Annotated in this window: 18 protein-coding genes; 7 read left to right on the top strand and 11 right to left on the bottom strand. The window is 45.6% G+C overall.

The features are described from left to right. Positions 1-28: 28 nt before the first annotated feature. The 6 genes from groES to miaB all read right to left on the bottom strand — a co-directional run bounded on the left by groES (position 29) and on the right by miaB (position 5,211). Positions 29-322: a co-chaperone GroES gene (groES, locus tag B0O44_RS07590; protein WP_110828820.1), complete on the bottom strand. Its 294-nt coding sequence runs from the start codon at positions 320-322 to the stop codon at positions 29-31. Between the two features lie 219 nt (positions 323-541). Beyond that, positions 542-892, bottom strand: a complete 351-nt coding sequence (gene secG / locus B0O44_RS07595; RefSeq protein ID WP_110828822.1) for a preprotein translocase subunit SecG — start codon at positions 890-892, stop codon at positions 542-544. Positions 893-906: 14 nt separating this feature from the next. Next, complete coding sequence (locus tag B0O44_RS07600; protein ID WP_110828825.1) at positions 907-1,929, bottom strand: hypothetical protein; 1,023 nt, start codon at positions 1,927-1,929, stop codon at positions 907-909. A 55-nt stretch (positions 1,930-1,984) separates the two neighbouring features. Continuing rightward, positions 1,985-2,494, bottom strand: coding sequence for an LptE family protein (locus tag B0O44_RS07605; protein WP_211321331.1), 510 nt, complete (start codon positions 2,492-2,494; stop codon positions 1,985-1,987). Between the two features lie 51 nt (positions 2,495-2,545). Then, positions 2,546-3,778, bottom strand: coding sequence for a sigma-54 interaction domain-containing protein (locus B0O44_RS07610; protein WP_110828830.1), 1,233 nt, complete (start codon positions 3,776-3,778; stop codon positions 2,546-2,548). A gap of 2 nt (positions 3,779-3,780) precedes the next feature. Next, complete coding sequence (gene miaB, locus B0O44_RS07615; protein WP_110828833.1) at positions 3,781-5,211, bottom strand: tRNA (N6-isopentenyl adenosine(37)-C2)-methylthiotransferase MiaB; 1,431 nt, start codon at positions 5,209-5,211, stop codon at positions 3,781-3,783. Between the two features lie 97 nt (positions 5,212-5,308). Between miaB and B0O44_RS07620 the strand changes: the two genes are divergently transcribed. Then, positions 5,309-7,063 carry an AsmA family protein gene (locus B0O44_RS07620; RefSeq protein WP_110828836.1) on the top strand — a complete coding sequence of 585 codons (1,755 nt, stop codon included), beginning with the start codon at positions 5,309-5,311 and terminating at the stop codon, positions 7,061-7,063. 53 nt (positions 7,064-7,116) lie between these two features. Next, positions 7,117-8,934 carry a hypothetical protein gene (locus B0O44_RS07625; RefSeq protein WP_110828838.1) on the top strand — a complete coding sequence of 606 codons (1,818 nt, stop codon included), beginning with the start codon at positions 7,117-7,119 and terminating at the stop codon, positions 8,932-8,934. A 12-nt stretch (positions 8,935-8,946) separates the two neighbouring features. Here the strand turns inward: B0O44_RS07625 and B0O44_RS07630 are convergent, their stop codons facing one another. The 4 genes from B0O44_RS07630 to B0O44_RS07650 all read right to left on the bottom strand — a co-directional run bounded on the left by B0O44_RS07630 (position 8,947) and on the right by B0O44_RS07650 (position 15,130). Then, the gene (locus B0O44_RS07630; protein ID WP_110828841.1) at positions 8,947-11,067 is read right to left on the bottom strand and encodes a S9 family peptidase; all 2,121 of its coding nucleotides are present in this window, start codon (positions 11,065-11,067) and stop codon (positions 8,947-8,949) included. A 176-nt stretch (positions 11,068-11,243) separates the two neighbouring features. Continuing rightward, the gene (locus B0O44_RS07635; RefSeq protein ID WP_110828844.1) at positions 11,244-12,308 is read right to left on the bottom strand and encodes a branched-chain amino acid aminotransferase; all 1,065 of its coding nucleotides are present in this window, start codon (positions 12,306-12,308) and stop codon (positions 11,244-11,246) included. Between the two features lie 555 nt (positions 12,309-12,863). Continuing rightward, positions 12,864-14,159, bottom strand: coding sequence for an HAD-IB family phosphatase (locus tag B0O44_RS07645; RefSeq protein ID WP_110828849.1), 1,296 nt, complete (start codon positions 14,157-14,159; stop codon positions 12,864-12,866). A 2-nt stretch (positions 14,160-14,161) separates the two neighbouring features. Beyond that, complete coding sequence (locus tag B0O44_RS07650; protein WP_110828852.1) at positions 14,162-15,130, bottom strand: SDR family NAD(P)-dependent oxidoreductase; 969 nt, start codon at positions 15,128-15,130, stop codon at positions 14,162-14,164. A 73-nt stretch (positions 15,131-15,203) separates the two neighbouring features. Here B0O44_RS07650 and B0O44_RS07655 point away from each other — a divergent pair, with 73 nt between their 5' ends. The 3 genes from B0O44_RS07655 to B0O44_RS07665 all read left to right on the top strand — a co-directional run bounded on the left by B0O44_RS07655 (position 15,204) and on the right by B0O44_RS07665 (position 18,924). Beyond that, positions 15,204-16,385 (top strand): formimidoylglutamase, encoded by a 1,182-nt coding sequence (locus tag B0O44_RS07655; RefSeq protein ID WP_110828854.1) that lies wholly within the window; start codon positions 15,204-15,206, stop codon positions 16,383-16,385. Positions 16,386-16,470: 85 nt separating this feature from the next. Then, positions 16,471-17,610, top strand: coding sequence for a TlpA disulfide reductase family protein (locus tag B0O44_RS07660; RefSeq protein WP_110828856.1), 1,140 nt, complete (start codon positions 16,471-16,473; stop codon positions 17,608-17,610). A gap of 174 nt (positions 17,611-17,784) precedes the next feature. After that, on the top strand, positions 17,785-18,924 hold the full coding sequence (locus tag B0O44_RS07665; protein ID WP_110828859.1) for a TlpA disulfide reductase family protein: 1,140 nt from the start codon (positions 17,785-17,787) through the stop codon (positions 18,922-18,924). A gap of 69 nt (positions 18,925-18,993) precedes the next feature. Here the strand turns inward: B0O44_RS07665 and B0O44_RS07670 are convergent, their stop codons facing one another. Next, a complete protein-coding gene (locus B0O44_RS07670; RefSeq protein WP_110828862.1) occupies positions 18,994-22,935 on the bottom strand; it encodes a Pls/PosA family non-ribosomal peptide synthetase in 3,942 nt (1,313 codons plus the stop codon). Between the two features lie 277 nt (positions 22,936-23,212). On the opposite strand from B0O44_RS07670, the gene B0O44_RS07675 reads away from it, so the two are divergent. Together B0O44_RS07675 and B0O44_RS07680 are read left to right on the top strand one after the other, a co-directional pair. Further along, positions 23,213-23,614 (top strand): nuclease A inhibitor family protein, encoded by a 402-nt coding sequence (locus B0O44_RS07675; protein WP_110828865.1) that lies wholly within the window; start codon positions 23,213-23,215, stop codon positions 23,612-23,614. A gap of 23 nt (positions 23,615-23,637) precedes the next feature. Continuing rightward, positions 23,638-25,020 carry a DNA/RNA non-specific endonuclease gene (locus B0O44_RS07680; RefSeq protein WP_211321332.1) on the top strand — a complete coding sequence of 461 codons (1,383 nt, stop codon included), beginning with the start codon at positions 23,638-23,640 and terminating at the stop codon, positions 25,018-25,020. Positions 25,021-25,042: the final 22 nt, after the last annotated feature.

Raw genomic sequence — 25,042 nt, forward strand, 5'->3', positions numbered from 1 at the left:
GGGAACCGGTCATCTTTCGGTTTATCTACTAAAGTGTTCCTAAAATATCAGAATCTCTCATGATTAAATACTCTTTACCTTCGATGGTAACTTCAGTACCGCCATATTTGCTGTACAATACCTGATCTCCAACTTTAACGCTTAAAGGGATTAAATTTCCGGTCTGGTCTGCATATTTACCTGGTCCAACAGCGACTACAATTCCTTGCTGAGGTTTTTCTTTGGCGGTATCAGGGATATAAATACCAGAAGCTGTTTTTTCTTCTGCAGCAGCAGCTTCAACAACTACTCTATCTGCATTAGGTTTAAAGTTTAAAGCCATAACTTATTATTAAATTTTAATTTTAAGATGAATGTGTAAACCGTATATCATACGTGCTGATGTTACATCAGTTTTTATGCCAAGGGCAATTACTTGCCAAATTTACACCGACTTGTCAGCTAATGGTTTTGGGCCTGGGAAATTTTGTGTCAGAGTGGCAGAATGAAAAAAGCCCGTTAAGAAATGAATCCTAACGGGCCTTGTTCTATTTTAAACTGCTTATTTAGCAGGTTTTGTCTGATTTGCAGGTGCAGGTGCTGGTTTTTGACCGGCAGGGGCCTGGTTGATCGGAGAAGGTGTAGGTGTTTTGTCCAGTAAATGCTGGATTTTTGAATCAGTGCTTCCTGTACTTCCGCTTTTTGCAATGGTGGTAATGGACAAGGAGATCACAACGATCAGTGTCAGAAATATCCAGGTTCCTTTTTCCAGAACATCGCCTGTGCGTTGAACACCGAACATATTACTTCCTGAACCACCAGTGGCCAGGCCTCCACCTTTAGGATTTTGTATCAATACAAATAACCCAAGAGCAAGGCAAACAATGATCAATAAAATAATTAAAAAAATCATAATGGTTTATCTAGTTAAATTTTCTTTTCTAAAGATTGGATAAGGTCGGCAAAGTAACGGCTTTTTTCTGGAAACTTCAAACTTAATTTTTGATAAGTATCTATTGCCTTGTGATAAAGCATTTGCTCTATATATATTTTAGCCAGGGTTTCCGAGACCAGGTCATTCTGGTCTTCCGCGCTTTTTTTTGCTTTGTTTTCGTTGTCGATCTGCTCGGCTTTTGGCGGGCTGATCTGTGGGTCCTTTTTCAGGAAGCTGTCAATAATTTCTGTTTCCTTATGATCGGGATGTTTGCTTCCAGGGGTGTTGTTGATGACCTCTTCTGCATTAAAAGGACTTTGAATGTGGAAAATATGTTCTACATATTGCTGTTGAAGCTCCCCGGGATTATTCTTTTTAGGGGAAGCATAAGGCTGAAAAACCGATTGGTGTTCTTTGCGGGTTTTCGCCAGCCACCATAAAAAAGTATAAGGAAGGCTGTCGTCGTGATAATTGCTAACGCTGACAGGGTCCTGCTTTTCTGTGGATGGCTCTTCCACGGCGGGTTCAGTTGCGGGTTCTTCAGAGCCGAATTTCTTTTCAAAGGCAAAAAAATCGGCAGAAATACTTTCCAGCACAAAATCATCCTCAATCGTTTCTATTTTGGAAGAAGGATCTTCAGTGGAAAAGGCCGGTTTAAAATGATCGATGTCCAGCTCGGAAATTTCTTCGTAGACCTCCTGGCTTTCTTCCTGTACATCTACTACCGGTTGTGAAGGCACCGTCTTTTTTTCTATGATTTCAAAACCCTGCAGCTGAGGGTAGTCTTTTTGCCGGAGTACTTTGTGTAGCAAAAGTCCGTTGGCGTACAGGGCCGCAGCAGCATTGGATACCTGATCTTCCCCTTGTGCTGCTTTGGCAAGCAACAGGCGGGCAGGCTGAAAATATGGAAAACGCCGGGTCAGGTCTTCTAATAAAGAAACATCCTGCTGTCCCGTTTTATGAGGTTCAGCAAGTAATACCGAAAGTCTTTCTTTGTTGTTGTTTTCCAGCTCCACGATGCTAAGTTAAGGATTGAAATTCATTTTCAGGAACGTCAGGGCCTGCTTTGATTTACCATTGGGCAAAAGCCCTGTTAAAAATATCTTCGGTAAGCATCACATTGATGTCCTTAATGAGCTGGGGTTCAAGAGACTGGTAGTTTGCCCCGTTGAGCACAAAGTTTTTAAACCTGGTGAAGCTTTCTTCAAAGCTTTGTTTAGGGTTCAGGTTGTTGGTGTACTTAACGGCTACGGTAATGGTCAACCTACTGGTTCCCTGAGTGAGCTGCCTGTTGTCTGTGGTGGATACCTGCGAAACGTCATAACCTGTAATCCGGCCTTCCATAACGGCATCGGCATCTCCCTGCTGGGTAAGGCTTAAGCTGGTCTGGGTACGGATCCTGGTTTTAAGATCTTCTGTAAAAGACTGGCTCAGCGTGGGTACCACCAGCTGGGCGTTGTTTTCAAAAAAAGGAATGGATATGGTTTTCATGTTCGGCGGGATGGAGGCCCCATTGAACTTTACCGTGCAGGAATTAAAGCTGAGCATCACCACCAGCAGTACTAAAGATAATCTTTTCATCCGTTTTATTTATTGCTCTTCATTTGTCAGATGGATCCGGCACCGGATTCATCAGTTCAGGTTCAGTTCTTTGATTTTTCTGTATAAGGTGCGTTCAGAAATGCCCAGCTCCTGAGCTGCAAACTTCCTTTTACCTTTATGTTTTTTGAGCGCTTTTTTGATCAGGTCCGATTCCTTGTCAATTAAAGATAAAGATTCTTCAATTTCTTCTGCATCATGGGCATAATTATATTCTACCGGGGCATTTGGAATGGGCTTTTTAATGGTCAGGGTAGGTTCCATGCCTGAACTTAATTCTGCTTCCTGATAAAGCTGGTTGATGAAATGCGGGTTGTCGGCTACAATATGTGAGGTGTTGCCTCCGCTTTGAATGATTTCTGCAACCAACTTTTTGAGCTCCATCATGTCCTTTTTCATGTCAAAGAGCACTTTGTAAAGGATGTCCCTTTCCGTAAAATCTTCCTTTGACTGTTGTCCGGTCAGGGCCGGAAGATTGGTGGCACTTTCATTAGGGATATAATTGAGCAGGGCCTGGGCCGTTACATTACGTTCTTTTTCCAGTACACAAATTTGTTCGGCAATGTTTTTAAGCTGACGCACATTTCCCGGCCAGCTGTAATTGCTCAACATCTGTATGGCCGAGGGGTCCAGTTGGATGCCCGGGCTGCGGTACTTATCACTGAAGTCTGCAGAAAATTTACGAAACAGCAGGTAAATGTCCTCTTTGCGTTCATGCAGGGCAGGAATTCTCAAAGGCACTGTATTTAACCTGTAATAAAGATCTTCCCTGAATTTTCCGGATTTTACGCGGTTGTAAACATCCACATTGGTCGCTGCAATAATCCTTACATCGGTTTTCTGGACTTTGGAAGAACCCACACGAAGGTATTCCCCGCTTTCCAGGATCCTAAGTAAGCGGGCCTGGGTGCCCAGAGGAAGTTCTGCCACCTCATCCAGAAAAATCGTTCCGCCATTGGCGACCTCAAAATAACCTTTTCTGGCCTCGTGTGCCCCGGTAAAGGAGCCCTTCTCGTGACCAAACAATTCAGAGTCGATGGTGCCCTCGGGGATGGCGCCACAGTTTACAGCGATAAAAGCCCCGTGTTTTCTGGCACTGAGTTGGTGTATAATGTGTGAAAAGACCTCTTTACCACTTCCGCTTTCACCCGTAATCAATACGGACATATCGGTTGGGGCAACCTGTCTTGCAATATCTATGGCCCGGTTTAAAAGAGGCGAGCCCCCGATAATACCAAAGCGGTTTTTAATGTCTTGTATATCCATAATTAATCTGCTATTCTGCCCAATAAAGTCGCTGAAGTACAACGCTCAATAAACACATTCGCATATTGCCCGGGTTTAATATTTTCTGAAGCCGGAAAAACCACCATCGCATTCTGATCATTTCTGCCGCAATAATCCAGATCAGATTTTTTTGATTTGCCTTCCACCAGAATTCGTAAGGTTTTACCCACATTTTCCTGCAGGCGCTTTAAAGACCATTCCTGCTGTTTCACCAGAATTTCACTGAGCCTGCGGCTTTTAACTTTTTCAGGAATATCGTCTTCAAGTTTTCTGGCGGCCAGGGTACCCGGTCTTTCAGAATAACTAAAGGTAAAGGCAAAATCATAGCCCACATAATCCATCATGGTTAAGGTTTCCTGGTGCTCTTCTTCTGTTTCTGTACAGAAGCCGGCAATGATGTCCGAAGAAATCGCACAGCCGGGAATAATTTTCCGGATGGCATCCACCCGGTTGATGTACCATTCCCTGGTATAGGTCCGGTTCATCAGTTCCAGTACCCTGCTGCTGCCCGATTGTACAGGCAGGTGGATATAATTACAAATATTATCGTATTTGGCGATGGTGTACAAGACCTCATCGGTAATGTCTTTGGGATGTGAGGTCGAAAAACGGACCCGCAGATCAGCATTGAGCAGGGCGACTTTTTCCAGTAACTGTGCAAAATTCACTTCAATTTCTGCATCTTCAGCTGCATCAGCACCTTTCCATTTGTAAGAATCTACATTCTGACCCAGCAAAGTCACCTCTTTATAACCCTTGTCCACCAGGTCCTGGGCTTCAGCTAAAATAGAATGCGGGTCCCTGCTGCGCTCACGGCCCCTGGTAAAGGGCACTACACAGAAAGAGCACATATTGTCACAGCCACGCATAATAGAAATAAAGGCCGTAATCCCATTTCCGTTTAAACGTACAGGACTGATGTCCGCATAGGTTTCTTCCCTGGACAACAATACATTGATGGCTTTTTGTCCCTCTTCAACCTGTCCGATCAGCTGGGGAAGGTCCCGGTAGGCATCTGGTCCAACGACCACATCCACCAGTTTTTCTTCTTCCAGAAATTTAGACTTCAGCCTTTCGGCCATGCAGCCCAGTACACCAACAATTAGTTTTGGGTTCCTGCGTTTTTCTGCACCAAACTGAGACAGACGGTTTCTGACCCTTTGCTCTGCGTTTTCCCGTATGGAACAGGTATTGATAAACACCACATCGGCCTCTTTATAATCTCCTGTAGTTTGAAAACCCTGATCCAGCAAAATAGAGGCAACAATCTCACTGTCTGCAAAATTCATCTGGCAGCCGTAGCTCTCAATATATAGTTTTCTGCTGTTCTGCTGCACTGGTGCATCTATGATCAGGGCCTCACCCTGGCGCTGCTCATCATGTGTCTTGTCTGCTAGCTGTAAATCAATCATATATCCTTCCTTGTATTGGGACCCCAAAAATACGTAAATATATTTATAAATGACAAAGTGGCAGAGATATTGTATGCTTTAATCAAATTTATCGCCTATGGCCCAAGCGCCCAACAAAATAAAAAAAATATGGAAGTGGATCGGGGGCATTTTTTTGCTTTTTCTGCTGCTACTGGGATCGTTTGCACTGTATTTCAGCCTCCGGTGGAAACCGCTGCTGGCCGGAAAAATTAAAGAAGGGGTCGATCAGGCCTCGCGTCATTTGTATAAAGTAGATTTTAAAGACATCCACCTGAACCTGCTCACCGGGAGTGCTGCGCTGGATGGCCTGACCCTGGTGCCGGACACCGCCGTCTTTAGGGAATTAAAAAGACAGGGAAAAGCGCCCATGCACTTATTTGAACTGCAAATCGGCCGCCTGCAAATCAGAAGGGTTGGGGTGTTAAAAGCCTGGCTGCATAAAGAAATTGACATCAGCAGCATCCTGCTCGATAAGCCTTCCATCCGCATGATCCGCTATGGGGTTCCTGTAAAAAAAGATGCCACAACAAACAAACAAAACCTGTATGAACTGTTGTCCAAAAGCCTGAAGTCTATTCAGGTAGATCAGGTCCGTGTTCAGGATGCCGACATGGCTTACCTTAGCGGGGCCAGCGGAAAAAAGCTCCATGAAGTAAAAAAATTAAACATCAAAGTGCAGGACCTGCTGCTGGATGCCCGCTCGGAACAGGACAGCAGCCGTGTTTATGGTGCGAAGGACATCTCCTTTGAACTGGCGGGTTATCATGCCCGGACAAAAGACAATATGTATACCCTGAAAGCAGATTCTTTAAGCGGATCGGTCAATAAGGGCACTTTAATGCTAAAGGATTTCAGGATGGTGCCCATGTACCCCGAACTGGCTTTCAGCAGAAAGTATAAAACCCAAAAAGACAGGTATGACCTTCATTTTCAGCGACTGGAAATGAAAGGGCTGGATTTTAGCGGCTTTAACCTGGAGGGCAGCCTTCATGCCGGTCTTTTGAAAGCAGGGCCTGCAAAAGTGAATGTTTTTATGAACCGGGAACTCCCGCCTGTGGGCTTTGACAAAGGGAAAAATTACCCTCAACTGGCTTTAAGACGTTTGGCCCTCCCGCTGACCATTGATACCGTACTGCTGCAGCACATCGATGTGGCCTACACAGAATACAACCCCATTGCACAAAAGAAGGGAACGGTAGAACTGGGAAACCTGCAGGGCAGGATCCTGAATGTAACCAATGATTCCCTGCAGTTGCTGCATAAAAATCATGCGCTTGCAACGTTGAACACCAGGGTCCTGAATGCGGCAGCACTTTTTGTTAAAATTGACTTTAAACTGGATTCTAAAAATGCCGATTTTCATTACCAGGGCCATATCGGTGCCATGGACATGAAGGCTTTAAACCCTTTGGCCGAATCGCTGGGGCTGGTTAAAATTGAACAGGGACAGGTTCAGAAAGCCGATTTTGATGTGCAGGCCAATTTAAAAGGCTCCAGGGGCAAAATGAATTTTTACTATACAGCGCTCAAAGTGGCCTTGCTCAAAGAAACAGAAGAAGGGGCAGCACCAAAGAAAAAAGGATTTTTGTCTTTCCTGGCCAATAAGCTGGTCATCAAAGATGCCAATCCTTCCAAAGGAGAAAAAGTCAGAACTGCTGAGATCCGTTTTGAGCGTACGCCGGCCGCTTCTTTTTTTAACCTGCTTTGGAAAAGTGTCTTTACCGGGATACGTGAAACGGTAGGTATTGGAATGGTGCCTGTAAAAAGTCCCGAAAAAGCGTATGAAAAAGTAAAAGATAAAAAACAGGAAAGAAAAGAAAAGCAGCATTAAACCCGTTATATGGGATAAATATGTATCTTGGGAGTTAAATTCTTTCTCTGTATATGCTCAAAAAAGCGAAGGCAAAACGTGTGGTAAAGTACTTTGCAGGAATACTGGTATTTTTTGCTGGTCTTTTTGGGGCATGGTCACTTTATTTTGCCCTTGGGCTTAAGCCCGGCATTGAAAAACAGCTGCGCTCAGTGGTCCTTCACGCAACAGACAGCCTGTACCGGATAGAGTTTAAAAACCTTTGGATGAATTGTCTGACGGGCAATGCCAGTCTTTCGGATGTAAGGCTCGTTCCCGATACAGTGATCCTGAAAAAACTGACCCTTCTGAAAAAGGCACCCAATAACGTGTACCAGATCCGTCTGAAAAAATTATCTGTTTATCATTTTCACCCCTTCCGGATTTACCGGGAAAAAAAATTGAATATTGATGAAATAGAAGTAAAACAACCTTCCATTACCCTGATCAATAAGCAATTTGATTTTAATGAACACAAGGGGCCGCACCCGGTCAAATCGCCTTATGATTACATTTCCAAACTGTTAAAGGAAGTCCGGGTGGACCAGATTGATTTCAAGGAAGCTTCTTTTAAATATATAGACCGCAACCGCCCCAGGCCAACCGTAGATTCTGTCGCCAACCTGGATGTACAAATCCTGGACTGGCTCATTGATCCGCATTCTGCAGCCGATCCGGCGCGGTTTTATCTGGTCGGGGATGTGAAGATCGGACTGGGGGATTATACCTATGCCACTTCAGACAGTTTGTACCACATCAATTTAAAGGACCTGAACTTTACCGCTTCCAAAGGAACATTGAGCATCAAAAAAATAGCCTTACAGCCCAGGTACAGTGAAATGGACTTTGGCAAGGTAGCCGGTTATGCTAAAGACCGCTTCAGCATAGATTTGAACAACCTGAACCTAACCGGGATCAACTTGCCTTTATACATCAAAAAGCAGGAACTTTTTGCCAAAGAAATGAATATGGAAGATGGCTCGATTGCTGTTTTTAACAATAATGAACTAAAAAAACTGGGGACGCCCAAACTCGGACAATATCCCCAGCAGCTGCTGCAAAAACTAAGCAGTAAAATAACCATACAAAGCTTCAACCTGAACCAGCTGAACATCAGTTATGCAGAATTTGATCGTAAGAGCAAACAAAGAGGTAAAATTACTTTTGAAAATACTTCAGGTAAAATCAGCAATGTGACCAATTCGGAAAAAGAAAAAGCGAAAGACCACTTTATGGTTGCCCAGCTGAGCAGCAGTTTGATGGGACAGGGGAAACTTGATGCGCGTTTTAGTTTTGACCTGGCTGCCGTTGATGGTGCATTTTCATTTTCAGGTCTTTTACATGGAATGAACGGTACGGCCATGAACCCGGTTACCAAGCCGCTGGGTATGCTGCGCATTAAAAGCGGTATGGTCAAGGAACTGAATTTTAAGGTACAGGGCAATGAGTATGGCGCGAAGGGTGATCTGGATTTTAAATACAATGGCCTGTCGGTAAATGTACTCAAGCGCGATACCGCTTCTGCTTTTCTGGTCAGGCAGGGCCTGCTGTCTTTTCTGGCCAATCACCTGATCCTAAATCCGGATAACCCCGGCAAGACAGGGCTAATGCGGCATGCAAAAATTGACTATAAAAGGGACCTGACCCGTTCTTTCTTTAACCTGATCTGGAAATCTCTATACCAGGGCATTAAATACAGCATTGGCATTACCCCCGAAAAGCAGGCACAGATTAAAAGACAGGTAGAAAAGTTTAGTAAAATGAAGGCCGAAAGAAATAAACGCAGGGCAATGCGTCAGCAGAGGCGAAGCGAAAGAATAAAAAACGATCAAAAAAAACAGGACCTTGATTAAGGTCCTGTTTTTTTATTTCAGTAATTCGGCCGGAGCCGGTTTGTCCAGTAAATTCTGGTAATAAAAACGGATCCTTTCCGAGCGGTCATGCGGGGTTTTTAGTCCGCCCCAGCCATGTCTTCCCCCGGGATAAATCATTAGTTCAAAATGTTTGTTCTCATTTTCCAGTTTATTGACCAGCTGTATGGTGTTTTGCATATGCACATTGTCATCCATATCACCATGCATAATGCGCAGCAAGCCTTTGTAGCGGTCTGTATAAGTCAGCACAGATCCATTTTTATAACCTTCCGGGTTTTCTGAAGGGCTGTCCATAAAACGTTCTGTATAATAGCTGTCATAGAGTTCCCAGCTGGTCACAGGCGCCCCGGCATAACCATAATCAAACACATCGGAGCCGTAGGTCAGGGCCATACAGGTCATATAGCCGCCATAACTGTGACCAGTAATCAGCAGTTTGCCTGGAGCTGCCCAGGGCTGAGCTTTCAGCCATCTTCCTGCAGTCATGTAATCCTTCATTTCCCATTTGCCCAGGTTGCGGTGCATCAGGGCCACACCTTCTTTTCCAAAATGCCCCGAGGCACGGTGATCAACCTCTATTTGCACTAGGCCTTCATTGGCCCACCACTGGTTGGCTGTACCTTTCCAGGTATTGGTTACCCGGCCGGCATTTGGGCCGCCGTACATACTGAATACAATCGGATATTTTTTTGCCGGATCAAAATCTGTCGGATAAGTGATTACTGCCGGAAGGTTATAACCATCATCGGTAGGAATGGTGATCATTTCTGTTTTACCAAAAGCATACTGATTAAAGTCTGCAGATTTGCTGTCCCCGAGTTCTTTGATGATCTTTCCGGTATTGTCTACCAGCGCCCTTTTAAAAGGGGTAGATACATTGGAATAAGTGGTAACGAAAAATTTCCCGGATGGCGAAAGCTCCACCAGGTGATTGTATTCCCCAAAAGTAAGCCTTTTCAGGTTTTTGCCGTTCAGGTCTATCCGGTAAAGGTCAGTCCGGGTGGAAGCTTCTTTTCTTGCCGTGAAATAGAGTATTTTATGCGGTTCATCGACCTTTAACAGGGAAACCACCTGCCATTTTCCGCTCGTGATTGGATTCACCAGTTTTCCGGCCAGGGTATACAGGTAAAAATGTGCCCAGCCCGATTTGTCCGTTTTAAGAATATAATGTTTATTGTCCTTCAGGTACTCGATACGGCCGCTATAATCCAGGTCCACCCAGGAAGATTGTTTTTCGTCATAAACCTCTTTTTTCTTTCCGGTCAGGGGATCTACGCTGTAAAATTTAAGGTTGTCCTGTCCACGGTTTACCCATTGTACCATCATGTTGCTGCTGTCAAAACTCCAGTAAGGCGTACCAAAATACTGATCGTCTTTTTCATTAAAATCGGCCCAGACCACTGCGCCGCCTTCAGCAGGGACAAAACCTATTTTGACCTCCGGATTGGGGTCGCCGGCTTTAGGATAACGGGTTTTTTCGGTATAACCATGCTGTCCTGTGGAGCCATAAATGGGAAACATAGGGACCTTGGTGTCGTCAAATCGCATAAAGGCAAGGTGTTTACTGTCTGGCGCCCACCAGAAAGCCTTGTATTTGGTTGGCCTGCCCAGAATTTCTTCAAAATACACCCAGGAAGCATAACCGTTGTAAATGACATCGGTTGCATCGGAAGTATACCTGATCTCCTTACCCGTAGCCACTTCTATGGCGTAAAGGTCATTGCTGCGGGTAAAGGCCACATATTTGCCATCTGGCGATAAGGTCGGGTTTTTTGCCTCTTCTTTGTTGTTGCTCAGTCGTTTTGGAGCCGCGGTACCGTATTGGATATATACATCCTTATCCTTAATACTCACTTCCACATCACTTTTAACAGGAGGCGTATAAGGTGCTTTTGCGCCCGTCTGAATGTCTACTGTTTGCTGACTTCGGGTTTTGAGATCGTATTCTATATAATGGTTTTCATCGCTCCAGCCCGAGACAGGGTTTAAAGTCTGTGTCAGCGAGGGCTGGCTGCCAAAGGTTTGCTGTTGGCTAAGCCTTTTCAGCTGGGCTGAAAGGGGGAGGTTAAATAGCAGTAAGGCACTTAAACTGAAAAGTATATATTTCTTCATATCTGAGTTATTTGTCTGGTTTTGTTGAATTGAGGGCGATCTGTTGTGGTTCAAAATTAAATAAAGAAAACAGGGGATTTGAATTGTCCGATAGATGTTACATCGCAAGTAAGGCGCCCGTTGTTGCGGGCGCCTTACAAAAAATCACCATAGTGGATGGTGTATCATTTTACAGGTTACAAGACCCAGTTCCAGCCAAATTCATCTGGCGCGAGTCCGTAACGGATGTCATTTAGTGTTTTTGCAATTCCGGCAGAAACCGTGCGTGTAGCCGGATCTGTTAACTGATAAAGTTTACCCTGATAACTGATTTCGCCAATAGGGGTCACCGTTGCTGCGGTTCCGGCGGCAAAAGCATCGGTCAGTTGACCATTTTCAATGCCCTGGATCACTTCTTTAACGCTAACCCTTCTTTCTTCCACTTCAATTCCGGCTTTTTTAGCCAGCTGGATAATGGTGTCACGGGTCACGCCGTCCAAAACAGTATTCCTTACCGAAGGGGTTACCAGCTTACCATCGATCACAAAAATCAGGTTGGCAGTTCCGGCCTCTTCAATAAACTCATGGGTAACCGCATCGGTCCAGATCAACTGGTCAAAGCCTTCTTTAACGGCCTGCGCAAAAGGGTATAAAGAGCGGGCATAATTACCAGCGGTTTTGGCATAACCCACACCACCCTCATCTGCACGTGTATATTCAGTTTCGATTTTAACTTTTAAGGCTTTGCTGTAATAAGGGCCTGTAGGGGTAGTCAGAACGGCAAAAATATATTTTTCGGAAGCCCGTACGCCTAAATAAGGGTCTGTGGCAAACATGACCGGACGAAGATAAAGCGAATAACCCTCCTGGTTTGGTACCCAGGCTTCATCGGTTTTGATCAGTGCAGCAATGCCCTGCATAAATACCTCTTCAGGAATGGTTGGCATGGCCATACGTACCGCAGATTTATTAAAACGTTCAAAGTTTTTGTCTGCCCTGAATACACTGATTTTTCCGTCGGCCTGGCGATAGGCTTTCATCCCTTCAAAAATAGCCTGTCCATAATGCAATGCAGAAATGGCCGGGCTCAATGGAATTGGTCCGTAAGGCAGGACCTGAAGATTGCCCCATTCCCCGTTCTCATATTCGGCAATAAACATATGATCTGTGAAAAACTTACCAAAGGGTAAATTTGTAAAATCTGTCTCTGCCAGCCTGGAATGGCCAGCCTTAGTCGTTTTGATAGTTAAGGTCTCTGTCACTGCTGTATAGTCTAAGATTCAACCAAAAGTAATTAAAAAATCAGATTATATGGTCATTTGAAAGCGAGTTTCCTTGAACAGGGGCTGAAAAACAAAAGCCTTAACCTAAAATTTAACATTTTACCGAAGTGAATTTGAAGCGGAGCGGGACTTAAAGCAGCACTGAATGCTGCCTTCAGTAAAGGCCCGGCCTGGTATAGCTGCTGGCCGTCTTTTGAATGGCTTTTGTCGGGTAAGATACGGCGCAGGATCGGCTCAGACTAAGCTTAGGATCGGCGGAGTTATCAGGCAAACCTACAGCCCTTTTCCGGGATCCTTTAAGTCCCGGTCCCATCCCGTTTTCTGCTCAAAACAAGATACGAATTTGTATTCAGTGTGCAAAAAAAAACAGCAGCAGCCTGTGGCAGTTTCCGCTAAAATAGACTTGTGTATAGCCCTAAAAAAGATGCACTTTCTTTTGAGCTTCTTCGGGACTTGTTTTGAATTTGGGTCCTTTTTCAAAAGAAGCTCAAAAGAAGGTGCGAACTTGGTCAAAAGAAAGCCTCCGGAAAAAGGTTAGTACAACACCCTGAACTTAATGGTTTGGTCGATCTTTTTAAGCGACTTGAACAAAGCCTTGTCGTACTCTGCATTGATGTCGGTAATGGCATAACCAATGGTCGGGTTGGTCATCAGAAACTGTCCGACAATATTGATGTCATGTTTTGCAAAAATGGTGTTGATCTGGGCCATGATGCCCGGAACGTTATGATGAATATGGATCAGGCGATGGGACTTTTCTATTCTTGGCAATTGCAGGTTCGGGAAATTGTTGCTCATGTAGGAGGTTCCCGTATTCATAAAATCAATCATGCGTTTGGGAATAAAATTCCGGTTGCGGGGATTGTTTTTGAGGTCGTCAAAAACGACAATGCCCATTTCGGTACAAGTGGTTAGGTCGAGTTTTTTTGCATTGCCCAGATAACCCAGGGTTTTTAGCTTTACCGCCCGTTTTAATTTCTCTGTCTCGATTTTTTCTTCATCAGCCAGCAGCAACATGTGCACATCGGCCACATACTTCTCCTCAAAACTGCTTTTGTGGCGGATGGAAAAACCATCTTTTTTCAACAGGTTAATGCTTTCTTCGGGTACCTCGCCAATGACCAGGCAAAGGATCCTGTTTTTTGGATAGGAGATGGCCCTTGGTAAATTATTTACATACAGGAATTCATCGAAACTAGGGGTCACATGGTCTGCTTTTTTGACGATACTTTCCCTGGCAATGTTTTCTGTAAAGGCATAAAATTTTTTAATCAGCCCACTTTCTCTAAGTTGGAAATCAGAATAACCGTCACCTATACCATACAAATCTCCCTCCAGGTTCAGGTGCTGCATCAGCTTCACCTTTCCGCCCTCTTCGCTCAAGGGGTTGGCATGGTCGTAATCTATAATTTTTCCATCACCGGTGGTGACAAAGGTGTTGGCGTAAATGTTTTCTTTTTTGATGTGGTACTGGCTCACCACAGGGGTAATGAACTCTTTAAAGCCACCGGACACAATTAAAACCTCGTCGGCATGTTTTTTAAAGAAGGCCGCATTGCGGGAAAAGGAGCTGGATACTTTTTTCTTCAGCCTTTTGATCAGTTGTTTCAAATGATCTTCATTGGCCTCCAGTAATTTTACCCTTTGGGCCAGGCTTTCACTGAAGGAAAGTTTTCCTTCCATAGCCAGGTTGGTATAGTCTTCTATTTTTTTATAAATGAGTTCCCTGTCCGGGTGTTTTTTAAGGGAAATCCGGGCCAGTTCATCCAAAGCTTCCACCTGTGTAAAAGTGCTGTCAAAGTCTATAATGTAATAGTTCCTGGGGTTCATGGTTATAAGGCTTGTAAGGTGCTGCAGGTCTCCGCGATGCTTTGATCCAGGGGCCTGAAGGTCATATTTATGGTTCGTTTAATTTTCTCGTTGCTGTACAGGCTTTCCTGCAGGCTGCTTCTGGCCGCATCACTGGTGATGCCGGCAGGTTTTCCGCTAAAAAGGGAAGCCAGTTTTGCGGCCCTCCAGGCTATGCCCAGCATCCAGGCCTTAGCTTCTTTATGGGGTGCTTTGCGGCCAAAACCTTTGGCAATTTCTCCAAATAATTTTTGATAATGGTAGTTTTCTGCTGACAGGATGTAACGCTCTTCCCGCAGGTCCATGTCCATCAGGCGGACCATGGCGCTGGCCACATCGCGAACATCCACCAGACCTGTAGCCCCTTTGGTGTAATAGGAAAAGCCCTTTTTGATCAGTTCAAAAATGGCCCCACTGCCCTTGAAGCCAGAGTTGGGGCCTATAATGACAGAAGGGTTGACAATCAGGGCATTCAGGCCCTCGGCAATACCCCTCCAGACCTCCATTTCGCCCTCGTATTTGGATATGGCGTAACTGTGCACATGGGCGTCATACTCCCAAAAATCTTTTTCAGTAATGAGCTGGTCTTTTTTGGCATTACCCAATGCAGCAACCGAGCTGACATGCAAAAGGCGTACACCATGCTGCAAGCAAAGGTTAACCACATTGCCTGTGCCCTCAATGTTCACTTTGAGCAGGGTGCTTTTGTCTTTAGGGTCAAAAGAAACCATTGCCGCACAATGAAATACTTTGGTGATGTTTTCAAAAGCATCCTCCAGCCGCGAGATGTCATTAATATCGGCCTGGAACCATTCGATCTGCTGGTTTCCCTGAAGCAGCGGCGGAACCACAGAATTTTCCCGCTTTAATGCACGGACTTTTAAACCCTGTGCAGTAAGCTGATGTGTCAGCTCTGCTCCTAAAAATCCAGTAGCGCCAGTAACCAGTATCATGTTATTATTTTTAGGATGTTCATTAATATATGCGCTCAAAAATAGATATTTGATGCCATAGATTATATTAATTATGTCCTTATCAGATTTTTTTTCTCCTTTAAACCTGGACCAGTTTACACCGAAACAGGGCTTTTATACCAGCCAGCTGGGATTAAAGGCCGCTTTTTATACGGATCAGTTTCCTGAGCTGGAGGAAAACACTTATGATATTGCCATTATTGGTGTGCAGGATGACCGGGCTGCGGTAAACAACAATGGCTGCGCTTTGGGGCCTGATTATTTCAGGGCACAGTTTTATCTGCTCAATGAGGGCGATTTTAACAGCCGGATTATAGACCTGGGCAATATTAAGGCCGGAGCAGCAGTTTCCGATACCTATATTGCCGTAAAAACCGTACTTGCCGAACTGATTAAAATGAACATCCTCCCGGTACTGATTGGCGGTGGACAGGACATCACCTATGCCCAGTACCTTGCTTATCAGGAGCTGGAACAAAAAGTTGACCTGGTGGTGGTAGACAATAAGTTTGACCTGGATGAAGATGATCACCAGGGCATAGAAACACGTTCAGATACCTATTTGAACAAGATTTTTTTACATCAGCCCAATTACCTGTTTAATTTTAGCAATATTGGTTATCAAACCTATTTTGTCAATCAGGAGAGTTTAAGGGTCATGAACAAACTGTATTTTGACGTGCACCGGCTGGGGGAGTTTATGTCGGACATTTCCCTGGCAGAACCTGTAATCAGGAACGCCAATATGATCAGCTTTGACCTCTCGGCCATCCGCTCTTCTGATGCCGCAGCGAATGCCAATGCAGGCCCAAATGGTTTTTATGGCGAACAGGCCTGCCGCATTGCCCGTTATGCCGGAATGAACGATAAGCTGAGCTCTATCGGTTTTTACGAATTTAATCCGGCATTTGACAGCAACAGCCAGACGGCCATGCTGCTGGCCCAGGTGGTCTGGTATTTTATAGAAGGCTTTTACAACCGTAAAAAGGATTTTCCTTTGACCCCGAAATCTCAATACCTGATTTACAGGGCCAGTTTAAATGATGGGCCAGGGGAAATGCTGTTTGTAAAAAGCAAAAAATCAGACCGCTGGTGGATGCAGGTACCTTACCCCAGTGGCGTTTCGAAAAACGAGCGTTATCACCTGATCCCTTGCCGGTATGAAGATTATACTACCGCCGTCAACGGCGAGGTCCCAGACCTCTGGTGGCGGACTTATCAAAAACTTTTGTAATAATCTTTGGTTCATTACCAGATATTTAGCAACGAATAATTAAATTTGGATAACAATTAACCCAATAACATAAAAAAACACCCCCATGAAGAGAACCATTTTATCCGCGGCATTTCTTTTGCCCCTGGCAGTTATGGCCCAGGACGGATACACGATTAAAGGAAAAGTAGGCGCGCTGAATGCACCGGCAAAAGCTTATTTAAGATATAAATCCGGACCAACCTTAGTAGACGATTCAACCGCTGTGGTTAATGGCGCTTTTGAGTTTAAAGGCAAAGTACCTGGTCCTACGCAGGCCCAGCTGAGAATTAAACATTCGGCTGCGGTTGACCCTTCCAAAAAAACACCTCTGGATGTGTTAGGCTTTTATGTAGAAAATAAGGTGATCACCATCTCTGCAGCAGATTCAGTGAGCAAGGCAAGCATTAAAGGTTCGCCGGTAAATGATGACAATGCAAAGTATAAAGCTTTGTTGAAACCGGCTTCTGATAAAATGCAGGCTTTAAACAAAGAATATTACGCCAAAACGCCGGAACAGCGTAAAGAGCCTGCTTATCAGAAAAGCCTTGAAGAGCGTTCAGATGCGATCGAAAAGGAAATGGAGCCTTTGAATAAAAAATTCATCAATGAAAACAGGAATTCTTATGTGGCGCTGGTGGCTTACAGAGGTGTTTTAGGTTATGACATTGACCCTAAAGTTGCAGAACCGGAATTCAATAAGTTTTCTGCCGCTCTGAAAGCGACCCCACTGGGTAAAAGTATTACAGAGGCCATCGAATCTGCAAAGAAAACAGCTATAGGTAATATGGCAATGGATTTTACACAAAATGATCCGGACGGAAAACCAGTGAAACTTTCAGATTTCAAAGGTAAGTATGTACTGGTTGATTTCTGGGCATCCTGGTGTGGTCCTTGCCGTCATGAAAACCCGAATGTGGTTACCGCTTACAATAAATACAAAGACAAAAACTTTACTGTTCTTGGTGTTTCCCTGGACCGTCCAAATGGCAAAGAAGCTTGGTTAAAAGCCATTAAAGATGATGGTTTGACCTGGACACATGTTTCAGACCTGAAATATTTTGACAATGAAGTTTCTAAAATGTATGGCATCCAGGCCATTCCTTCGAATGTACTGGTTGATCCAAGCGGAAAAATCGTTGCTAAAAACATCCGGGAAGAAGCTTTGCAAAACAAACTGGCAGAATTGCTGGGTGCTTCTAAATAGGCATTTTCGTATCCATAAAAAAAGGCTTCCTGATCCAGGAAGCCTTTTTTTATTTTGCAGAAAACACAAAGTCAGTCAAACCACAATATGGGAGATAAATAAAGTGCGTTTTGTCTGTTGATTATTATGTCGTTATTGTTATTTTTAGCTTCTAACCTAAAACAAATTATTTAAATGAAATCATTCATTTTATCGGCTGCCTTACTCTTTCCTTTGGCAGTTGCAGCACAAGACGGATTTACCATTAAGGGAAAAGCAGGCAAGCTGAATGCACCTGCAAAAGTTTATCTTAGGTACATTGTTGGAAATGCTATGATCAGCGATTCTTCTGCTGTGTTGAACGGCGCTTTTGAATTTAAAGGCAAGGTAAAAGGACCTGCTGAAGCCATCTTGCAGATTAAGTATGATCCGGCTGTAAAGCCCGACATGAAAAGAAAAATGGACATCTTAAACTTTTATCTTGAAAATACGAACATCAGTATTAAAACGCCCGATTCCATCTATCGGGCCGTGGTTTCAGGCTCTGGGATAAATGATGACAATGCGCGGTATTTGGCTATGCTAAAGCCCGTTTTAGATAAAAGGAATGTTTTAACCAACCAGTACAGGAACCAGAGTCCGGAACAGCGCAAGGACCTTGCCCTTCAGAAGGATATGGATAATCGTTTTGAGGCAATAGAAAAGGAGATGGAGCCCTTGAATGAAAAGTTTATTCGCGAAAACAGAAATTCTTATATGGCATTGGTTGCCTATAAAAAAATTCTTGGTTATGACATTAAACCTAAAGTTGCAGAACCGGAGTTCAATAAGTTTTCGGCCAGTCTGAAAGCGACCCCACTGGGTAAAAGCATTGCAGAGGCCATTGAATCTGCGAAGAAAACAGATATAGGAAATATGGCAATGGATTTTACACAAAATGATCCGGATGGAAAACCAGTGAAATTATCAGACTTCAAAGGTAAGTATGTACTGGTTGATTTTTGGGCATCCTGGTGTGGTCCTTGTCGTCAGGAAAATCCGAATGTACTTAAAGCCTATAATAAATATAAGGACAAAAACTTTACTGTTCTGGGGGTTTCTTTGGAGCGTCCTAATGGCAGAGAGGCCTGGTTAAAAGCCATTAAAGATGATGGTTTGACCTGGACACATGTTTCGGACCTGAAGTATTTTGACAATGAGGTTTCTAAAATGTATGGCATCCAGGCCATTCCTTCGAATGTACTGGTTGATCCAAATGGAAAAATCGTTGCTAAAAACATCAGGGATGAAGCTTTGCAAAGCAAACTGGCAGAATTGCTGGGTGCTTCTAAATAGGCATTTTCGTATCCATAAAAAAGGCTTCCTGATCCAGGAAGCCTTTTTTGTAACCTACAGTTTTTGCTGTTATAAGGGTTTGACCGGACTGCCGATCCAGGAGGTGCCGGGGGCAAGTACTTCCCCTTTCATGACCAGGGATAAGGCCTCCAGTTTGACATCATTGCCAACCTCTGTATCGTATAAAATAATACTGCGGGCACCTACACTGGTCCTTGCACCGATTTTTACATGACCAACCTTCATCACCCGGTCTTCAAATAAATGCGTCTGAGGACCGCAATCTTCATTTAAGGCACTGTCATCGCCTATGCTGACCATGTCAAACTCGGTTACATCGGTGGTGTTCATCCAAACCCTTTTTCCGGTTTTTACGCCAAGTAACCTTAAGGCCAGCGGCAGCCATGGGGTGCCTTTTAAATATTCCAGCAAAAATGGGACAGACAGGGCTTCATAGGTGGAGGTAATGGCCTCACTTTTCCATACGGCCCAGGTCCACATGGGTTTCTGCTGTACTTTGTATTTTCCAACGAATACCCATTTGAACAATACAGTGACCAAAAAGGCAGGAAGGCCCATAATAACCAGGTAATAAAATGGAAAAAGCAACAGGATCTGCCACAAAGGTTTTTTGGTGAGCAGGTCATGACCATGTGCAATAAACAAAATACTGCAGCAAATGATGGCCGTTTCGGGGGTAATGATGCGGACAAATTCTGTCACTGTCCGGGCCACCTTACGCAGAAAGGAAGGTTTGGTGGTCAGCTCATCCGAAAAAGGATTGCTTTCCTGCCTGCGCGGCAGGGCGATGGCCGGAGAACCAAACCAGTCTTTTGCGGTTGAAGCCTCAAGCTGGGCGGTTTCGGGTGGGGTAGACAAGACCCCGATGAGCATATCCCCTGGTAAATGGTATCCTTGAGGGATCAGTGCACTGTTGCCCACAAAACTTTTGTTTTCAATAATGGTTTTGTCCAGGATCAGCTGCTGGCCCCTGACATCGGCTTCACCGAGCACCACCGCATCTGCCACAAAAGCCCCGTCGCCAATTTCCAACAGGGGATGGGTAACATTGCTGGCGGTGGAGATTTCTGTGTTTTTGCCCACTTTGGCACCCAGCAACCTGAAAAAAGGCGCCACAAAAACGGTCGCATAAATAGGGTGCATGACAATCAGGCTCAAAGACATCAACTGGTCTGCCAGCCATTTGCGCACATAAAAACGGCTGTAAATGCAATGTTTGCCCGGTTTGATCCCGATCTGGAGCAGCCGGGTCAGGGCAATGGTTTCCAGTGCATAAAGTATAATATAGGAAATGGCCAGTACCGGAACAATCATCATGTAATTGAAATTGTAATCCGGGGCTGCATCGTCCATGGCGTTTAACACCAGGATGGTGGGCAGCAGGGGCAATAAAATGATCACTGGAAAAATCACCAGCAGAAAAGAAAAAACCAGGCTGTAAAAGCGCCTTCTCGCTGCAGTGATCACCAGGGGCTGTGGCAATTCTGAAGGCTGCTTTTTCTCTTTCAGCTGTGCAGGGCTGCCTTTCCATACTTCGCCTGAGCCAATTTTTTGTCCGGAAGGCAAATAGCTCAGGTCCTGTAATTCACCCCAGGCTTCCACCACGGCATCTGCACCAATTACGGCACTACTGCCAATATAAGCATGATCGCCAAGGCTAATCCGGCGCAGTTTAAGCAGGCCATCTTCGACCACTGCATTGTTCAGGACCACCTGGGAGCTGAGGCTCACATCACTGCCTATACTGACCAGGTCTTCTGCACCAATGGTCAGGGAGCTGAGCTGTGCGTCGGCAGCCACTTTTACACCCATTAAACGGAGGTAAACCGGATACACCGGGGTACCGTTCATAAATTGTATAGGGACCAGGCCCTGCAGGGTTTTGACAAACCACCAGCGGAAATAATAAGTTCCCCATAAAGGATAATCGCCTTCTTTCATTTTGCCAATAACCAGCCATTTGAGCAGGATGCTCAGGGTAGTGAAAAAAGGCGGAAGGGTACAATAGAGGCCTAATGCGGTGAGTAAGCCATAAGTGAGGCTTTCGGTGGCTTCCCTGATGTAATAATAACCCAGGTAGGGCACAAAAATCTGGATGGCAAAAAGGCCGTAAATAAACAGCAGGGAAATACTTTGTGCCAGCCAGCACAACAAAAAGCGGAGCCTTGGGACTTCATGAAAAACCTTTTCTTTTTGCTGCTGCTGCTGGGGAACCTCTTCCCAGACTTCAATTAATTTACTTAAAGGCCTTTGGGTATAGACATCTTTTAAAGAGGCGTGCGGAATGTTGCAGTCGTTGCGCAGTTTGGAAACAAAAGCTGCAGCGAGCAAAGAATGTCCGCCCAGGTCATTGAAAAAATCAAGCCCTTCATTGATTTCCCTGCCCGGAAAAGTTTTTCGCAACATGGCCAGTACCCGGTCTTTTAGCGGGGCATTGACGTCCAGTGTTTCTGAAGAAAGGTCTGCAGGAAGGCTCAGCATCGATTCGGGTACTGGTAAGGCTTTTCTGTTGACTTTTCCACTGGGCATGCGGGGCATTTCCTTCAGAATGGCAATGGTTCCGGGCACCATATAGGGGGGCAGGAATTTGGCCAGTTCCAAACGGATCAGCGGATCGTCCAGGTTAAGGGAGCCATCGGGAACAATATATCCCACCAGCTGGTCCTGGTCGTTGCTGTCTTTTTTTACCGCAACTGCTGCTGCCGATACACCCTGGATCTGGTTCAGCCGGCTTTCAATTTCGCCCAGCTCAATCCGGTAGCCCCTGAGTTTGATCTGGTCGTCCAGGCGGCCCTGAAAATCAATGCTGTAATCGGCATTGATCACTGCCGCATCACCGGTCCGGTAAATCCGGTCTCCGGGCAACTGGGCCAGATTGGCCGGTTTGGCCATAAATTTTTCTGCCGTCAGCTGCGGGAGGTTCACATAACCATTGGAAACCCCCGGGCCGGAAATCACCAGTTCGCCCCTTTCGCCCAAAGGTACCGGGTTAAATTGTTCATCCACCACGGCCAGGTTGTAATTGGCAATGGGTACGCCAATGGTAATCGTGTCGCCCGGGTTCAGCAGCGCCATGGTTGCCGAAACGGTGGTCTCGGTTGGCCCGTAACTGTTAAAAAACAGACGGCCCGGCGCTGCCCATTTTTGAAGCACTTGTGGGGTGCAGGCCTCTCCACCGGCATTGATCAGCCGGATGGCCGGCAAGGGACTGTCCATAACCGCCAGCAGGCTGGGCACGGCATGTAATATGGTAATGCCTTCTTTTTTTAAGGTATTGCTCAGCTCGTCTATGGCTTTGGAGGTGGTGTTATCGGCCACCCAGATGCTGGCCCCGGCCAGGTAACTGACCCAGGTTTCCTCACACCACATGTCAAATGACACCGAAAAACCCTGATATACCTTATCCTGTGGAAGGATGTTGAATAAAAATTGTTCCGCACGCACCAAATGACAAATCTGACGGTGCGTAATGGGAATGCCTTTGGGTTTGCCGGTACTGCCAGAGGTATACAGGACATAAGCATCATCGTCCGGGAGCGGACCCGCAGGGATGCTGATGTTTTCTGCGGCTTCAGGCCGCTCGGGAACTTCCAGCTGCAGGCAATTGGTATTGAGCTGATGCTCAGCAAAGCAGGCGGCTGCGCCTACTTCCTGCATCACCAGTTCTACCCGTTCGGAAGGCATTTCCCGGTCCAGGGGTACGTAGGCCGCTCCGGCTTTGATGATGCCCAGAATGGCGGCATGAAGCTTTAAGCCCCTGGGCCACCAAATGCCAACCTTATCGCCCCTTACAATTCCTTTTTCGGAAAGGAAGCCGGCAATGGCATCACTCCAACGGTCCAGCTGGGCATAGGAAAGGCTTTCTTCGCCAAAGGTTAGTGATGGCTCAGGTGCATATGTTTTTGCAGACTGCCGGAACAGGTCTGCGAGCGTTTCTTCAAGAAGGATATCCGGTTTTACTGGTCCGGTAACAATACTGGCATGCACCATAGATCGCTGTTATATCGTGGCACAAAATACAAAAAGCCGGCAGTTTTCATCAGGCTGTCGACTAAATGGGTGGAGTGCTCTAGTTTAATTCTATTGCTCTAATGTAACCATTTCCTGTATTATGAGCAAACAGTAGTTTTTAGGCATTTGACCGACAGGAAGATTTATTTACACCAGGCCTGGCTGTTAAGCGAATATGAAATTATGATGATGCTTTTTGAAACAGGTTTTCGGATGCTTTTATTGATTATCTTTAGGTACACCTACTCAATTACCTATGGATCAGGAACAGTTTTTTACCACATTACAAGCCCATCTGGATGGCTTATTGTATTTCAGTGAATCTGAAGCGCCCCTGCTTAGCGAAAAGCTCGGCCCCCTGGGGGAAGAAGAACTCCGGGCAAAAATTGCCTTGCAAAATGACAAGGACCCGCAGTCACTGAGCAGTATCGATCCGGCTGCTTTTTTTTCGGACATTCTGAACCAGGCAGACCCCGGTGACCGGGTTATTGTGGAAAATGCGCAGAAATTTGGAGAACTCTATACTTTTCTGAAAAACAACTGCAGCAATCTGCAGGTGTTCCGTCTGGAAGGCGGGACCAGGGTCCCCATCATCATCACGGCAGTTCTTCCTGACCAGGATACATTGTCCCTTTCTACCTATGCGATAGAATCTTAATCCCCTAAATAAATCAAACCTTTATGAATCGTTTCATCAGACAATTTAGTTTGGCCGGTATGCTTTGTCTTGCCCTGGCCTCCTGTAAAAAAGAAAGCCAGGTTGAACCTGTGGTTGTAGAAAACCAGCAGCGTCCTGCCGGTTTAAGCCTGGCCCAGGCCACGGCACAGCAAATTCTGAGCGAGAATTTTGAAAATGGCACCAAGGCCAGTTATGCTGCGGCTTCTGTAACGCTCGGCAGTGGTTCCTGGACCCTGGACGATGCGCTGATTGGCAACAGTGCTGCGGATGCAAAGTCGGGCAGCAAATCTGTTCGCATCAGAAATACGGGATCGGTTTCCATGGATTTTAATGTCAATGCAGGCTCGGGCACAACGGTCACCTTAAACCATGCAGTCTATGGTTCAGATGGAAGTTCCACCTGGCAGCTTTGGGTATCTGCCGATGGTGGAAGTACCTATGCACAGGTTGGGGCAACAGTAAGCAGCTCTTCCACCAGTTTACAGCAGGCCAGTTTCCAGTTGACCCAAACCGGGAACATCCGTATCGCTGTCCGTAAAGTTTCGGGCGGAAGCAACCGCATCAATATTGATGATGTGCTCATCAGTACCGGTGATGTGGTCACCCCTCCCGGAGGCGGGGGCACTGTACCGGGTGACGACAACAATTTATTGCTGGGCAATCCCAGCGGAGCGGTGGCCAATGTCACTTCTGCCAACAATTACCTGATGGACAAGCCTTATTATGCCGTATCTTATAACCGCGACAGGGGTACACCAAACTGGGTGAGCTGGCACATTCAGTCTTCCGACCTGGGTACTGCTTCCCGTTCCAATGACTTCAGGGCCGACACCAGCCTGCCTTCGGGATGGTACCAGGTACAAAGCAGCAGTTATTCGGGTTCTGGTTTTGACCGTGGGCACAACTGCCCTTCTGGAGACCGCACTTCTACGACTACAGCAAATTCTGCCACTTTTTTAATGACCAATATGATTCCTCAGGCACCAAACAACAACCAGCAGACCTGGGCCAATCTGGAAAACTACACCCGTTCGCTGGTTACAGCAGGAAATGAGGTGTATGTGATTTGCGGTTCTTACGGAACCGGAGGTACGGGCTCCAATGGCGGGGTAACCACGACCGTTGACAATGGCAACGTAACGGTGCCTTCCAATGTCTGGAAAATTATTGTGGTGTTGCCCAATGGAAACAATGACCTGAGCCGCATCAGCAGCAGCACACGTGTCATTACAGTCAATACGCCAAATACCAATTCCATTAACCAGGACTGGAAAACCTACAGGACTTCGGTAAATGCCATTGAAACGGCAACAGGCTATAATTTCTTTGCAAATGTTCCGGCATCGGTGCGTACCGCGCTGAAACAGAATGTAGACAACCAATAAAAACAGTATCCAAAAAAAAGCC

Source organism: Pedobacter nutrimenti, assembly GCF_003208655.1.
Classification (GTDB): domain Bacteria; phylum Bacteroidota; class Bacteroidia; order Sphingobacteriales; family Sphingobacteriaceae; genus Pedobacter; species Pedobacter nutrimenti.

What these genes read in the sequence shown, in the direction of transcription:
- B0O44_RS07680 (WP_211321332.1), top strand. Translation starts at nt 23,638, where the DNA reads ATGAATCGTTTCATCAGACAATTTAGTTTGGCCGGTATGCTTTGTCTT.
- B0O44_RS07655 (WP_110828854.1), top strand. Translation starts at nt 15,204, where the DNA reads ATGTCCTTATCAGATTTTTTTTCTCCTTTAAACCTGGACCAGTTTACA.
- groES (WP_110828820.1), bottom strand. Translation starts at nt 322, where the DNA reads ATGGCTTTAAACTTTAAACCTAATGCAGATAGAGTAGTTGTTGAAGCT.
- B0O44_RS07665 (WP_110828859.1), top strand. Translation starts at nt 17,785, where the DNA reads ATGAAATCATTCATTTTATCGGCTGCCTTACTCTTTCCTTTGGCAGTT.
- B0O44_RS07605 (WP_211321331.1), bottom strand. Translation starts at nt 2,494, where the DNA reads ATGAAAAGATTATCTTTAGTACTGCTGGTGGTGATGCTCAGCTTTAAT.
- B0O44_RS07670 (WP_110828862.1), bottom strand. Translation starts at nt 22,935, where the DNA reads ATGGTGCATGCCAGTATTGTTACCGGACCAGTAAAACCGGATATCCTT.
- B0O44_RS07650 (WP_110828852.1), bottom strand. Translation starts at nt 15,130, where the DNA reads ATGATACTGGTTACTGGCGCTACTGGATTTTTAGGAGCAGAGCTGACA.
- B0O44_RS07645 (WP_110828849.1), bottom strand. Translation starts at nt 14,159, where the DNA reads ATGAACCCCAGGAACTATTACATTATAGACTTTGACAGCACTTTTACA.
- B0O44_RS07620 (WP_110828836.1), top strand. Translation starts at nt 5,309, where the DNA reads ATGGCCCAAGCGCCCAACAAAATAAAAAAAATATGGAAGTGGATCGGG.
- B0O44_RS07625 (WP_110828838.1), top strand. Translation starts at nt 7,117, where the DNA reads ATGCTCAAAAAAGCGAAGGCAAAACGTGTGGTAAAGTACTTTGCAGGA.
- B0O44_RS07660 (WP_110828856.1), top strand. Translation starts at nt 16,471, where the DNA reads ATGAAGAGAACCATTTTATCCGCGGCATTTCTTTTGCCCCTGGCAGTT.
- miaB (WP_110828833.1), bottom strand. Translation starts at nt 5,211, where the DNA reads ATGATTGATTTACAGCTAGCAGACAAGACACATGATGAGCAGCGCCAG.
- B0O44_RS07610 (WP_110828830.1), bottom strand. Translation starts at nt 3,778, where the DNA reads ATGGATATACAAGACATTAAAAACCGCTTTGGTATTATCGGGGGCTCG.
- B0O44_RS07675 (WP_110828865.1), top strand. Translation starts at nt 23,213, where the DNA reads ATGGATCAGGAACAGTTTTTTACCACATTACAAGCCCATCTGGATGGC.
- B0O44_RS07630 (WP_110828841.1), bottom strand. Translation starts at nt 11,067, where the DNA reads ATGAAGAAATATATACTTTTCAGTTTAAGTGCCTTACTGCTATTTAAC.
- secG (WP_110828822.1), bottom strand. Translation starts at nt 892, where the DNA reads ATGATTTTTTTAATTATTTTATTGATCATTGTTTGCCTTGCTCTTGGG.